Source organism: Mycetohabitans endofungorum (genome assembly GCF_002927045.1).
GTDB lineage: Bacteria > Pseudomonadota > Gammaproteobacteria > Burkholderiales > Burkholderiaceae > Mycetohabitans > Mycetohabitans endofungorum.
This window is the reverse complement of sequence record NZ_PRDW01000004.1, coordinates 146474-160137: the sequence shown is the minus strand read 5'-3', so window position 1 is coordinate 160137 and position 13664 is coordinate 146474. Positions and strand designations below refer to the sequence as shown.

Sequence of the window (13664 nt, the reverse complement as noted above, 5' to 3'; positions counted from 1 at the left end):
GGGCAGAAGCCCTCGGTCGTCGTCACCCTCCCATCACGTGCATCGGCCGACAAATGCAAGAAGATGCACCGGCACGTATGCTGACAAGTTCAGCCGCGTCAAAGCAACTTCTCAATATCCGGCTCGATCGCGTCAGGTTTGGTGACAGGCGCATAGCGCTTGACCGGCCTGCCTTCGCGATCGATCAAGAACTTGGTGAAGTTCCACTTGATCGCCTCGGTCCCGAGCAAGCCGGGCGCTTCCTCGGTCAGATAGCGATACAGCGGATGCGCATGGGCGCCGTTCACATCGATCTTGTCAAACATCGGGAACTTGACCTGGTAGTTTTTCTCGCAAAATGCGCCGATCTGCTGCGCGTCGCCCGGCTCCTGCTTGCCAAACTGGTTGCACGGAAAGCCCAGTATCTCCAGGCCACGCGCCGCATATCGCTCATATAAGGCCTGCAACCCCGCATATTGGGGCGTGAACCCGCATTCGCTGGCGGTGTTGACGATCAGCAGGACCTTGCCGCGGTAGCGCTCCAGCGGAATGTCGTCGCCCTGCAGCGAGCGAGCGGAAAATGAATAGAGCTGGCTCATCCGGACTCCTTGTACGAACACGAGATAATACTCGCAGTGTAGAGCAACTCCGGACTGCCCGGCATCGGCCGGATGCACGACTGTCCGATGCCGGGCCGATCTACAATAATGACTTTCCACGCATCCCCATGATGGTCCTGCCGTGATCCGCTTCAACCAACTCAGTCTGTCGCGCGGCACGAAGTCGCTTTTCGAAGGAGCAACCTTCACGCTGAACCCGGGTGAAAAAGCCGGCCTGATCGGCGCGAATGGCGCGGGCAAGTCAACGCTGTTCGCCCTTTTACGCGGTCAACTGCAGCCGGATGCCGGCGAACTCGCGCTGCCGCCTTCATGGCGCATTGCGCATGTGGCACAGGAAACGCCCGCGGTCGAGCGCAGCGCGCTCGACTACACGTTGGACGGTGACACACAATTGCGCGACATCGAAGCACGTATCGCCGCGGCGTGCGCCAACGACGATGGCGCCGAGCAAGCGCTCGCGCATGCGGCACTGGCGGATGTCGACGGCTATTCGGCCCCAGCGCGCGCGCAAGCGCTATTGCTCGGCCTGGGCTTCACGCTCGAACAGACGCTGGCGTCGGTCGCCAGTTTCTCCGGCGGCTGGCGCATGCGGCTGAACCTCGCGCAGGCGCTGATGTCGCGCTCCGACCTGCTGCTGCTGGACGAGCCCACGAACCACCTGGACCTGGACGCCATCGTATGGCTCGAAGACTGGCTACATCGCTACGCGGGCACGCTGATCGTCATTTCGCACGACCGGGAATTTCTCGACTCGGTATGCAATGTCACGCTGCACCTGGAACAACGCCAGATCAAGCGTTACGGTGGTAACTATAGTCAATTCGAAGTCCAGCGGGCACAACAGCTCGCGTTACAACAAAGCGCATACGAGAAGCAGCAGCGCACGATTACGCACCTGCATAGCTTCATCGACCGATTCAAGGCCAAGGCCACGAAAGCTCGGCAAGCACAAAGCCGGATGAAGGCACTCGAAAAAATGGAGCGCATCGCGCCGGCGCACGCGTCGTCACCGCTCACTTTCGAGTTTCGCGAACCCGCGTGCGCACCAAACCCGATGCTCGTGATGGAGCAGGTTCGCTGCGGTTATCCGTCGGACAGCGGCGACGCACCGGCTGTAATCGTCGACGACGTCAACGTATCGATTCAGAGTGGCCAGCGCATTGGTTTGCTCGGCGCGAACGGCCAAGGCAAGTCGACGTTGATCAAAACGCTGGCTGGCACCCTAGCGCCGATCGGGGGTGTCGTACGCAACGCAAAAGGATTGACGATCGGATACTTCGCGCAGCACCAGCTGGAGACGTTGCGAGAGGACGACACACCCCTGCAGCATCTGGCACGGCTCGCCCCGGACACGCGCGAGCAGGAGTTGCGCGACTTTTTGGGCAGCTTCAACTTCAGCGGCGAAATGGCTACCACGCCGATCCGCCTATTTTCCGGCGGCGAAAAGGCCCGGTTGGCGCTCGCGCTGATTGTCTGGCAGCGCCCAAATCTGCTGTTGCTGGACGAGCCCACCAACCATCTGGACCTTGAAACACGCCATGCATTGACGATGGCGCTGGCCCAATTCGAAGGTACGCTGATCCTGGTATCACACGACCGGCACTTGCTGCGCGCAACCACCGACCAGTTCATGCTGGTCGCCCAGCATCGAATCCAATCCTTCGACGGCGACCTGGACGACTATCGTGACTGGCTGCTGCAGCACGCGGCCGAGCAGCGCGAAGCGGTAAAGCGGGCCGGCTCGCAGGCCAATGCGCAGACAGCGGACCCCGGCGTGGCACAGCGCAACGACACGGCCGGCCTCGCCGGTGCCGACACGTCGATCAATCGCAAGGAGCAACGCCGGGCGGATGCCCAAGCCCGCCAAAAGACCGCACAGCTGCGCAAACCGCTGCAGAACCAGATCGGTAAGATCGAGCACCAAATGGACGCGTTGAACGCCGAGAGGGCGTCGCTCGACGCGCTCATCGCGGCGCCGACCAGCTACGAGCCGTCGCAAAAGGCGAAACTGACCGACGCATTGAAACGCCAAGCCGAAGTCGCGGACCAGATTGCCACGCTCGAGGCCGAATGGCTTGAATTGAACGAGGCGCTGGAGCAAATCGGCTGAACGCGACATTGCGCAATCGGCGCGTTGTCGCCTGTCGTACGCCGCGTGCCCGCTCTTGCATCGCGCTACCGCCCCGCATGTCGCACCGCGTCACCGGTGCGCAATCCGGCTCAACGCCGCGCGTAGTCGATGCGCTGCACCCCCCGCTCGGTGCCAATCAGACACAGGTCGGCGCCGCGCGCGGCAAACAGCCCAACGGTCACGACGCCGGGCCATTGGTTCACGTCGCGCTCGAGTGCCACCGGGCCGTCGATGGCGAGTCCCTTGACGTCGATGATCTCATTGCCATTGTCGGTGATATACGGCGTGCCGTCCTGTTTCACCCGCAACACCGGCACGCCGCCGGTCGCCTGCGCGATCCGGCGGCCGATCGCCACACGCGCCATCGGCACCACTTCGATCGGCAGCGGGAACGCCCCGAGCGTGGGCACCAGCTTGCTGCCGTCCGCGATGCAGACGAATACGTCGGCGACCGATGCGACGATCTTTTCGCGTGTCAGCGCACCGCCGCCGCCCTTGATCATCGCGCCATGCGGGTCGATTTCGTCCGCACCGTCGACGTACACCGGCAGCGATTCAACCTCACCCAGCTCGAATACACGAAACCCGTGCGATAGCAGCCGGTTCGTCGTGGCAACGGAACTCGATACTGCGCCGCGATACCGTTCGCGACTGCCGGCCAATGCATCGATGAAGCAATTCGCGGTCGAGCCAGTCCCGACGCCGATCACCGCGCCTTCGGGCACGTGCTCGTTCACATAGTCAGCGGCCGCCTGGCCGACGAGCCGTTTGAGTTCGTCTTGAGTCATCTAGAAAATACAGCAGAAAAAATACGAGGAACGCAATAGTGTAACCGAGCGGCCGCGGCGCGATTCAATGCATATCGTCGCCGGCAGCACCGAACTGGCCGCTGGGCCCTCTCCACGAACGCGGACTACCCGTGTTATGAAGCGCCAATGGAAGAGGCACACAATCAGCGGGATCCGCTGTCATCGGCCGCATGATGTAGTCGGGCGGTAGGTGTGACGCCGCCCGTCAGTTAAGTCTGATTTCGAGTTTTAGCCTCGAACGCTGCTAATTGCTGTTCCCTCAAACAGCAGCGGATGTGACGTATCCGCCGTTATGACTGGCCCCGTCGCTTTGCTTCACTCGCGTCAGACGTGCGGCACGCAGACGCGGCTTGCGACACTGTCAGCGAACCTCCCAGCCGCAATGCACCCATGCGCACACATTCGCAGTCTCTAATCAAAGCCGTAATACGCGCTGCAAATCATCGATTTTTGATGGGATTGCGCTGCCTGACCGCCTCGAATAAGCCAATGCCGCTGGCAACCGATACGTTCAGGCTGTCTACACTACCCATCATCGGGATGTGTACCAAGTCGTCACAAGTCTCGCGCGTTAACCTGCGCATGCCCTCCCCTTCGGCGCCCATGACCAGTGCGACTGGACCATCGAGCGCGGTCTCGTACAGGCTGCGCTGAGCGTCGCCAGCCGTGCCGATCACCCAGACGCCGGCGTCCTTCAACTCGCGCAGCGTGCGGGCAAGGTTGGTTACCGTGATGTACGGCACGGTCTCGGCCGCGCCGCTGGCTACCTTCGCAGCGGTCGAATTAAGTCCCACCGCGCGATCACGCGGCGCGATTACCGCATGCGCGCCGGCCGCATCGGCCACGCGCAGGCATGCGCCGAGATTATGCGGATCGGTGACCCCGTCGAGCACCAGCAGCAGCGCGGGCCCGGGCAGCACGTCGAGCAGCTCGGCCAAGTTTTGCGCAAGCGGTAGATCCGTCGCGCGCGCAACGACACCCTGGTGCCGATGCGTACCGGCTAAGCCATGCAACCGTGCATCCTCGGCGGCAATCAATCGAACCCCAGATGATTGCGCCAGTTGCAGGAAATCCTGCATGCGGCGGTCGCGCCGCGTCGGATCGTACAAGATCTCTTCGATACTGGACGAATCATGACGCAAGCGCGCCGTAACCGCATGGAATCCGTATAGAACCTTTAAACGTGCCATAAACGCTGCTTTCAAAAAAGTGCGGCGCGCGCGATGCCGGCCCACAGCATCGCGCCCCGGAGCCGAGCGCAGAGCCAACACGCCGACTGCGGCGCCTTCATCGATTGCCGCCGTATCGTGACGGCCTTGTGTCCCGATCTATCTATCGCTTCTTGCTGCGCGTGCGGCCATTGGTGGCCGTGCCGGCCGGTGAACGTTTCTTCGCCGCGGCGCGGGCGGCGCGCGCCTCTTTGACGTGGAGACTTGGCGCAGGCGCCGCCTTCTTCACATGCGAACCGCCATCGGATGCCACGAGCGAGCGCACGCGCGGCTCCTGCCCGTTGGCGTTGACCGCAGCGCCACCGGTCGCCGGCATGCCGCGTGCGGCGGCACGCGCCACCGGTTTGGCCGACGCCTCCCGCACCAGTCGAAAGTCGATCTTGCGCGCGTCCAGGTCGACACGGCTCACTTGCACGCGCACACGCTCGGACAGACGGAAGCGGATCCCGGTGCGCTCGCCACGCAACTCATTCTTGATTTCGTCGTATTGGAAGTAGTCAGCGCCCAGTTCGGTGACATGGACCAAACCTTCGATGAACAGCGAATCCAATTGCACAAAAATACCAAACGGCGTCACGCTGCTGATCATCCCGCCGTATTCCTCGCCCAACTTGTCTCGCATGAAATAGCACTTGAGCCACGCTTCGACATCGCGCGAGGCCTCATCCGCGCGCCGCTCGTTGGCCGAACAATGCAGGCCGAGTTCCTCCCAGATGGCATCGTGCGAACGGCCACCTGTAAGCATGCGCTCGTCGTCTCGCTGCAACGCACGCGCCTGAGGCGCCAGCGAAGTACTGAGCACGACGTCACCGCAAAGTTGCGGCTGGTACTTCTTGCCGGCCAGGATCGCACGAATCGCCCGGTGCGTAAGCAGATCCGGATAGCGACGGATCGGACTGGTGAAATGCGCATAAGCGTCATAGGCGAGGCCGAAGTGCCCGATATTGTCGGGACTGTAGACCGCCTGTTGCATTGAGCGCAACAGCATCGTTTGCAGCATCGATGCGTCCGGACGCTCCCGCACCTGCTTCATCAAGGCCGCGTAGTCACTTGCATGCGGCTTGTCGCCGCCGCCCAACGTCAGCCCAAAACCGCGCAGGAAGGTCCGAAGGTTCGCCAGCTTCTCCTCGGTCGGCCCGGCATGGATTCGATACAGCCCCGGATGCTTGTTGCGCTTGAGAAAATCGGCCGCGCACACATTGGCGGCCAGCATGCACTCTTCAATCAGCTTGTGCGCGTCGTTGCGCTGCCGCGGCAGGATCTGCTCGATCTTGCCCTGGGCGTTGCACACGATATAGGTCTCAGTCGTGTCGAACTCGATCGCGCCGCGCCTCTCGCGCGCCTGCAGCAACGTCTTGAACACGCCGTGCAAGTGCTGCAGGTGCGGCAGCAACGCGCCACGCCGCGCCGCCTCGGGCCCCTTCGTGTTCGACAGGATGGCCGCCACCTCAGTGTATGTGAGCCGTGCGGCCGAATGCATCACTGCCGGATAGAACTGGTATGCCTTGATGTCGCCACGCGAATTGATCACCATGTCGCAGACGAGCGTGCAACGGTCCACGTCCGGGTTCAGCGAACACAGCCCATTTGACAGTTTCTCGGGCAGCATCGGGATCACGCGGCGCGGGAAATACACCGACGTGCTGCGCTCAAGCGCGTCATGATCGAGGCCATCGCCATCGGTGACGTAGTGGGACACATCGGCAATCGCGACCAGCAAGCGAAAGCCGTTCTGCCGGCCGATCCGGATCGGCTCGCAATAGACCGCGTCGTCGAAATCGCGCGCGTCCTCGCCGTCAATCGTCACGAGCGGCACGTCACGCAAGTCCACGCGCTGGCGCAGATCCGCTGCGCGCACCTCGTCGGGCAGCTTGGCCGCCTGGGCCAGCGCCGCGTCCGAGAACCGGTGCGGCACGCCATACTTGCGCACGGCGATCTCGATTTCCATGCCGGGATCGTCGATGTCGCCCAGCACCTCGACGATCTTGCCGACCGGCTGCGAATGACGGCTCGGGAAGTCCGTTAACTCGATCGAGACGACCTGGCCGGACTTGGGCTTGACCTTGCCCGTCTGCGTCACGAGGATGTCGTGGCCGATCCGCTTGTCCTCCGGCGCAACGACCCATACACCGTTCTCGTTCAGCAGCCGGCCGATGATTCGCTTGTTCGCCCGCTCGGTGACCTCGACAATATGGGCTTCCGGACGACCGCGCCGGTCATAGCCTGTCACGCGCGCGAGCACCCGGTCGTTGTGCATGACCTTGTGCATCTCTACATTGGACAGGAACAGGTCGCCACCGGCATCGTCGCGAATCAGGAAGCCGTAGCCGTCGCGATGGCCCTGAACCCGACCGGCGACAAAGTTCGACGGATGCGTGAGCTGGTAATAGCCACGCTTGTCGAGCTTGATCTGGCCATCGCGCTCCATCGCGCCGAGGCGCTTGAAAAACCCTTCGCGCTCCTGGCGCTTGATCGCGAGTGCTTCAGCAATGTCATTGCCGGCAAGCGGCTGTTCGGTCGTGCGCAATACGCCAAGAATTTCTTCGCGGCTAGGAATCGGATAGGGGTATTTGCTCAAAGCCTTGTCGATGAATGGTTGTCGTGAATGCGTGCGACGCACGGATTGGCGTGTCACGCATCGTCACTGCCCGGCCGATGCACGGTGGCGCCGGCCAACTCACTGGAGAATGATTCTAACACCGGGTTTGGCCGATGCAGGGCTAGATGCGCTTGGTGCGCCGGCGTGGCGGACAGCACGCACATTGACACGGGTAAACCACCGGCTTGCCGCCAGCCGGCTGAAAAGACAAAAAACCCCGTAAGACCTTTATCTTACGGGGTTTCTCGTACCACTTCGTCATATCACGACAGCGCAACCGTTGGTGCCCAGGAGAGGACTCGAACCTCCACGGAGTTACCCGCTAGTACCTGAAACTAGTGCGTCTACCAATTCCGCCACCTGGGCGGCTTTGCTGCGTAATCAGCGAAGAACGCTATTATGCTGATCTGCCGCCGTTGTGTCAACAATTACGTAAAAATCGGATCCTGGTCTGCGCCAATCGCGCCCGAATGCTGGCGATCAGTGATCCATTAGCAATGGCTCAAGCGTGCGGGCTGTGCCAGCCAGTGAACGCAGCCACGTATGGCGCAGGTGTCGATAACGGTCAAAAATGCCGCACAGATTGTCCAAACGCACGCGCCCTGCATCGGTCGTCTCGATAAAATCGTCCTCCAATGACAGCAGGCCGGCATTCGCGCAGCGGCGCAGCACGCGGATCTCGTTAGCGAAATAGTCGGAAAACTCAATGTTGTGCGCCAGTTCGATCGCCTGCCGGTCAATGAAGAAATTGGTGGCCAGCGACTGGATGACCGTGCGACGGATCGCGTCGTCGGCCGACAAGCGCCATCCGCGCAAGCCGGGCGCGTACACCTTGCGCCCCGCGATAGAACGCACGGGGACGGACGGGACTTCCTCCAGGTGCTGGAAATAGGTGTCGGCGGTGGCGCCGATCGCCCCCGGCCCGAGCGGCACAACACATCGCGTCGCACGCGAAGACAAGCCGAACGGCTTGCACACGAGACGGCCAAACCGCTGCGCCGACACCAACGGATCGTCGCGCTGCGCGTAGTCGTCGATACCCAATTGCACGTAGCCGGACGCATGCAGCCGCTCGACCAGCGCCACTCGCTCGGCGAGCACATCGGCGCGTGTGCAACGCGTTTGCAGACGGATCCGCATGGCACGCGCGGCGATCAATGCATCGAGCGTCTGTAGCGTGCCCGGCGATCGCGGCGCGCCCGGTGCGACGCCGCGCGGGCCGCATGGACCCGCACCGTACTCGAGCACCGTTCCTACGGATGCAAAACCGTGTGTGCGGGCCAGCGCGACGAGTTCGGGCAAACGCCACCGCTCGGCGTCCATTGGCCCCTGCTCGCCCACGTCCGGAGATAGCGCCGACGACCGCGTACCCCCACCGATGTCGTCAAGCCGCTGCGTCGGCGCTGCGCCGCCGCGCAGTTCGAGCTGCGCGAAGCCGCTCAATACCAACGTGTCAAGTAACGTCTCGTCGTGTGCGACACGCCAATCGAGCGAAACCGACCAGCGGGCATCGCGCGCGAACGCGAACCGCTGCCGCAACAACGCAACAAGCCGCGCGGTGCCGCTTGCCCCGAGCAAGCCGAGTTCGCCGCTCCAGTGCAACTCCGCGACGCCGGATCGCGCCGGGTCCCATTGCCGGTGAAACGCGATGTCGTCGTCGATGCGGCGCGCAAACGCCAGATAGGCGGCATTACCGGGCGCAAGCGCCGGTATGACAACCGACAGCGCGATATGCGCCTCGTTCGTCCCCGCCCCGTCGATCAAGCCGACGCCGCTGATGGGCGACACATTGGCGTAGCAGGCCACCAGCGCCGCTTCGTCGAACGCGCCGACGAACCATCCGCGTTCCGGATAGGTCGCGTAATGGCGCAGCGCGTGCGGGTCCGCATCACCAGACATCGCGTCGCTCGTGCACCCCTTCAAGATCCTGTTCTCCTTTTCGATTCCTCCGTTGGCGCAGTTCGCCCGGGACATGGGATGCGCATCGAACCCCGATTCGTCTCGAACCACATCGCACTGGCAAAGCCCGCGTACAGCGCCGCACCCACACCGATCATCCACGTCAAATAACTCATTTTTCCCTCTGGCATACGCCTCGTAAGCTGGTCCGCCGCCCGGCAGGCCGGCTCGCCGGATGCCCGTCGTGTACAAAGGACGCAACATTGATAAACGCAGCATCGTGTATCGCGTGCCGATGCGCCATGACGCAAATCAATAAGCATCGCGGTAGCCAACCATCCGAGCACACGACGCGAACACAAGTATTCGCTCCACGTATCAATGATCACCTCAATCCGCGCCCGAGCCCTTGACTGGAATCAAATCACACGTCGCCCACCGACGCGCCACCTCAAGGCACGGCTTGATTTCGATCAACTCAACCGCCCGCGCCAACTGACAAGCTATCCGTGGGTAATCTGATTCTTTTTTGAGAGGACACGACCATGAAAGCCATCGACGTGATGACTACCGGCGTCATTACCGTGACGCCTGCCATGACGGTGCGCGATGCCGCCAAGATGTTGGTCGAGCACCCTATCGGTGGCGTGCCGATGGTCGACGACGCGGGTGTGCTGGTCGGCATGCTCAGCGAGCCGGATCGGTGGCATCGCATCGAACTACGCACGGATGAACAGCATCGCACATCAAGCGCCTGCCCGTCATACAGGTGGACCGGCTGGTGGCATCGCGAGCCGCGCCGACTTCGTGCGGGCGCTGACCAGCATCCCGGCATCGAAAGATACGTCACCGCCGGGCGCATCGGCAAGCGACGCGAAATTGCGCGCAAGGTTGATCGCTGAGTTGGCGGAACGCAAGTGGACGTTTGCGGAGCACAACATCGTCGTGCGCAACGGGATCGTTCACCTGTGGGGCTAACAATGGTCCGATAACGAAATCAGGGCGATGCGCGTCGCCGCGCAGAACATCCCCAGCGTCAACGCCGTCGAGGACCACCCCGTACCGTACCCGCTGGCGCCCGTGATGTAACACAGCACGTCGCCGTGTTGCGGCGCGGCGCCGAGCGTGCAGCCCGTCTCTGTCGCCACCGGCCGCCGCTGTCGCCAGCGCGCCGGCGGCGGCCGGTGCGCCATAGGCGAGCATCCGAATGAAGCCGCGCCGGCCCGGCGAGATGCTGGCCATGCCCATGAGCGGGTTCCTTGCATGCCTGTAGCGAGTGTCAACGCTTGGCGTCGTCGCGCTCGCCCGCGGAACGAGCCAGGTAGGCGGTCACGACGTCCGGTAGGTTGTCGTGCAGCCAGCGTGCCATCTCGACCTCCTGTGGCAAGATCTGCTCGCAGCAACGTTGCGTCTCCGCGTCTCCGGCCGCGCGGGCGGCCGCAATCAATGTCGTGTACGCGGCAATTTCGATGTGTTCGAACACATAGCTGGCCATGCTGCCCTTGACCACCTCATCGGTGACGGTCATCCCGCCGAGCGCCTGCCCAAACGCGGCAGCCCGAGCGGCAAGGTTCTTGATCGTTGACGGGCTGCTGTTTAGCCGGTCCAAGCACTGTTCGAGCAGCTTTTGCTGGGACAGCGTCTCGTCAATGTGCTGCTCGATGCGCTGTTTGAGCTTGGGATAATGTTCCAGCCTCGACGCTTGCGCCTTGAGCATCGACTCCGCATGCTGCTCCATCGCATAGGCATCCTTCAACCAATCGATCATATGTTCGCGTGGGCTCGTCATCATGTTTTCCTCGCCGGTACCGCACCGTATAGCGCGCCGCGCAACATGCGCGGCACATCGGTGTGCGCAACCGTCATACCCGGCAGGACGCGGTGGCCTCTGCGTGGCATGCGATACAGGTCGCTCATCACGATCGACTCGTTCTGGCAATAGCACGGGTGCGCGATCAACCGGTGCCGGCCCGAGAGGCCAGGTAAGCGGCGTGTGGCCTGGCGCGAGACAGCGCCCCATGACGGCAAATTTTTCACTACACTGTGCTGTCGTTGCCGCATCCAGTCTTCGCCGCAGACTGCTGCACATGACAGTACCCCAGCGAGGCTGCATTGCAACACAGGAACGGGACGGCCCTGCGTCCGATTGGCACAGTACGTGCTTCCCTGGCTCGTCCGCTTAACAATCGGAGACTCAATGGCGCTCGACATCTGCACTGCGAAACAACGACCCTGCTCAACGAGTCGCGTTCGCGGCTCGCTGCGACGGGATGCCGTCCCGTTTGCCGCAGCCGCAATGGCATTGACGATTTACACTGCGCCGACGCAGGCGCAAACCCCGTCGCCGCTGGGCGAATGGCAGTATTCGGCTGGTGTTCCACTGCAAAAACTGTACATGTCGTCCATCCCGGAATGGGAGGCGAGGATTGGCATCGGCTCGACATTCGAGCCACGCTACGAGGGTGAGAATCGGTATCGCACATTGGTCGGCCCGAGCGTGGACATGCGCTATCGCGACCTCGCCTTCTTATCGACCGGCGAAGGCATCGGCGTCAATGTGCTGCGCGGTCCGAATTGGCGCGTGAGCGTCGCGGCGGCATACGATCTTGGCCGACGCGCACACGACGATGCGTCACGGCTGGCTGGACTAGACAACATCAACCCGGCGCCGGAAATGAAGATCGCCGCCGAGTACGTGGTATCGAAGGCGTTTCCACTGGTGGTCCGGGGCGTAGCCACACGCAGCTTCGGCGGCTCGAACGGTTGGACGTTCGACCTAGGCACCTATATGCCCCTACCGGGCAGCTCGGAGAAATTCTATTGGTTCGCGGGTCCGTCCGTAACATTTGCGGACTCGAAATACATGAACAGCTGGTTCGGCGTCACTGCCGACCAAGCCTTGCGCTCCGGGTATCGCCGCTATGATGCGAGCGCCGGGCTGAAATCAGCCGGCTTTGGTGTGACGATGGTCTACTTCGTGAACAAACACTGGTTCGTGAGCGCCGATGGTGCATTCAAACGCCTGCTGGGCAGCGCGGCCGACAGTCCGATTACCCGTACGCGGCTCAACGGCGTCTGCGACGTGTCGATCAATTACCAGTTTTAATGACGGGCCTTGCCAGATAAGTCGATATGCACTCACAACGGCGCTCAACAGCCCTACGATGACGAGTGTGGCAGCGCGGCAACCGTCATGCGTGCGCAACTCTTCGCCGACCCTGCGCCCGTTACAAAACAGGCGCAGGTTGGCTTGCTTGCGACTTACTCGGTCACCCCCAGCTTTTCCGCAAGGTTCTGCGACATCTTGTAATGCTCTCTAAGTGTGGGCAGAGCCTCTAGCGCCGCTTGCTTCAACGACGGATTCTCCCCCTCCTTCGCTTCTTTCTCGAATGCGGCGATAGTTTGCTTGTGCATTTCTAAGCCCATTTTACGCACGTACGCGCGATCGAAGTCCGCGCCAATCAATGGTTTAAGTGAATCGAGCAGCGCGGTGTCGGAGTTGTCCTTCGGCACCACCACGCCATGAGGCGCCACCGCTTTGAGCTGCACCGTCAGCCTCATATGGTCGGCGATCATGTGACGCGCAAACGATCTGACGTCTGCGTTACTCGTATTCTTATGCGCGATCTTCCCCGCATCAATCTCGGTTGACGATGACATCGTGGCCGCCTGTATGAAGTCACGGTCCACGCTGGATAGCGGATTCGCGGCCGTCGTTGACGCAGCCTGCGTTTGAGCGTGAACAACCGGGGTAAACAGCAGTGCACCAATGCAAGCGACTGTAGTTAACTTCATTATCGGTTCTCCAATTAAAGTGGCATGGTCGAGCACGGCCATAGCCCCGCCGTAACTCACGGGTGATATTAGCAAACACCGTGCCTTTATGGTGTTTTTTTGCAGCCACACCGGCACGCGCATTGCGGAGACACTGCCACGGGTTGTCGTGAAAACGTGCCGAATCGATCCGCAGCATTCCGGCTGCCCTGTCAACGATCGCGTACGCCAGCGTCTGTGGGCTCACTCAGCTCGCTGTCGGCCTGCCCCTGGGAAGGTAGGTGCTCGATCCGGTCCGGCATCACGTCCGCATCGAGCGCTATCGTCTCGTCGCCATCGGCGGCAGCACGCTCGCCCGTGCCGGCGCTATCGGTGTCACTGCCTTGTTCCGCGATGCCCGTTTCAAGCGCATGGTTGTCCAACTCCGTGTCACGATCGAAGTCATGACGTTTCGCGCCGACCGTGTCACTGCCGGTGTCTGACGAATCGCCAGGACCGAGCGCTTCGGTATCGTGGCCGGGCACGTGGGGTTGCGGCAAATCGTTGTCGGGATCCAGTGTGCTGTTCATAATGCTCTCCATGCAAAATGGGCCTGTGTTAGCAGCAAATGCGTAGCAGATGCCG

The 13664-nt window shown here is 62.0% G+C and carries 11 protein-coding genes and 1 tRNA gene; 3 read left to right on the top strand and 9 right to left on the bottom strand.

The annotated features are described in order from the left end of the window. Positions 1–98: 98 nt before the first annotated feature. Positions 99–578 (bottom strand): glutathione peroxidase, encoded by a 480-nt coding sequence (locus tag B0O95_RS05515; protein ID WP_104076988.1) that lies wholly within the window; start codon positions 576–578, stop codon positions 99–101. Between the two features lie 142 nt (positions 579–720). On the opposite strand from B0O95_RS05515, the gene B0O95_RS05510 reads away from it, so the two are divergent. Continuing rightward, on the top strand, positions 721–2709 hold the full coding sequence (locus B0O95_RS05510) for an ATP-binding cassette domain-containing protein (protein ID WP_104076987.1): 1989 nt from the start codon (positions 721–723) through the stop codon (positions 2707–2709). Between the two features lie 110 nt (positions 2710–2819). On the opposite strand, the gene rpiA is transcribed toward B0O95_RS05510, so the two are convergent. The 5 genes from rpiA to B0O95_RS05485 all read right to left on the bottom strand — a co-directional run bounded on the left by rpiA (position 2820) and on the right by B0O95_RS05485 (position 9290). Next, positions 2820–3518, bottom strand: a complete 699-nt coding sequence (gene rpiA, locus B0O95_RS05505) for a ribose-5-phosphate isomerase RpiA (protein WP_104076986.1) — start codon at positions 3516–3518, stop codon at positions 2820–2822. Positions 3519–3979: 461 nt separating this feature from the next. Then, the gene (gene rlmB, locus B0O95_RS05500; protein ID WP_104076985.1) at positions 3980–4729 is read right to left on the bottom strand and encodes a 23S rRNA (guanosine(2251)-2'-O)-methyltransferase RlmB; all 750 of its coding nucleotides are present in this window, start codon (positions 4727–4729) and stop codon (positions 3980–3982) included. 142 nt (positions 4730–4871) lie between these two features. Beyond that, complete coding sequence (gene rnr / locus B0O95_RS05495; RefSeq protein ID WP_104076984.1) at positions 4872–7403, bottom strand: ribonuclease R; 2532 nt, start codon at positions 7401–7403, stop codon at positions 4872–4874. Positions 7404–7648: 245 nt separating this feature from the next. Then, positions 7649–7733: transfer RNA gene (locus B0O95_RS05490), tRNA-Leu, on the bottom strand. 114 nt (positions 7734–7847) lie between these two features. Continuing rightward, entirely contained in the window at positions 7848–9290 is a 1443-nt protein-coding gene (locus B0O95_RS05485) for an oxygen-independent coproporphyrinogen III oxidase (RefSeq protein ID WP_158249449.1), read from the bottom strand. A 521-nt stretch (positions 9291–9811) separates the two neighbouring features. Here B0O95_RS05485 and B0O95_RS05475 point away from each other — a divergent pair. Further along, on the top strand, positions 9812–10168 hold the full coding sequence (locus B0O95_RS05475; protein ID WP_233203139.1) for a CBS domain-containing protein: 357 nt from the start codon (positions 9812–9814) through the stop codon (positions 10166–10168). A gap of 377 nt (positions 10169–10545) precedes the next feature. Here B0O95_RS05475 and B0O95_RS05470 read toward each other — a convergent pair whose 3' ends face one another. Further along, on the bottom strand, positions 10546–11055 hold the full coding sequence (locus B0O95_RS05470; RefSeq protein WP_104077104.1) for a ferritin-like domain-containing protein: 510 nt from the start codon (positions 11053–11055) through the stop codon (positions 10546–10548). Positions 11056–11562: 507 nt separating this feature from the next. On the opposite strand from B0O95_RS05470, the gene B0O95_RS05460 reads away from it, so the two are divergent. Then, positions 11563–12372, top strand: a complete 810-nt coding sequence (locus B0O95_RS05460; protein WP_233203138.1) for a MipA/OmpV family protein — start codon at positions 11563–11565, stop codon at positions 12370–12372. A gap of 155 nt (positions 12373–12527) precedes the next feature. Here the strand turns inward: B0O95_RS05460 and B0O95_RS05455 are convergent, their stop codons facing one another. Next, positions 12528–13103 carry a DUF4142 domain-containing protein gene (locus B0O95_RS05455; protein ID WP_104077103.1) on the bottom strand — a complete coding sequence of 192 codons (576 nt, stop codon included), beginning with the start codon at positions 13101–13103 and terminating at the stop codon, positions 12528–12530. Positions 13104–13252: 149 nt separating this feature from the next. After that, the gene (locus tag B0O95_RS05450; protein ID WP_233203136.1) at positions 13253–13609 is read right to left on the bottom strand and encodes a chemotaxis protein; all 357 of its coding nucleotides are present in this window, start codon (positions 13607–13609) and stop codon (positions 13253–13255) included. Positions 13610–13664 lie beyond the last annotated feature (55 nt).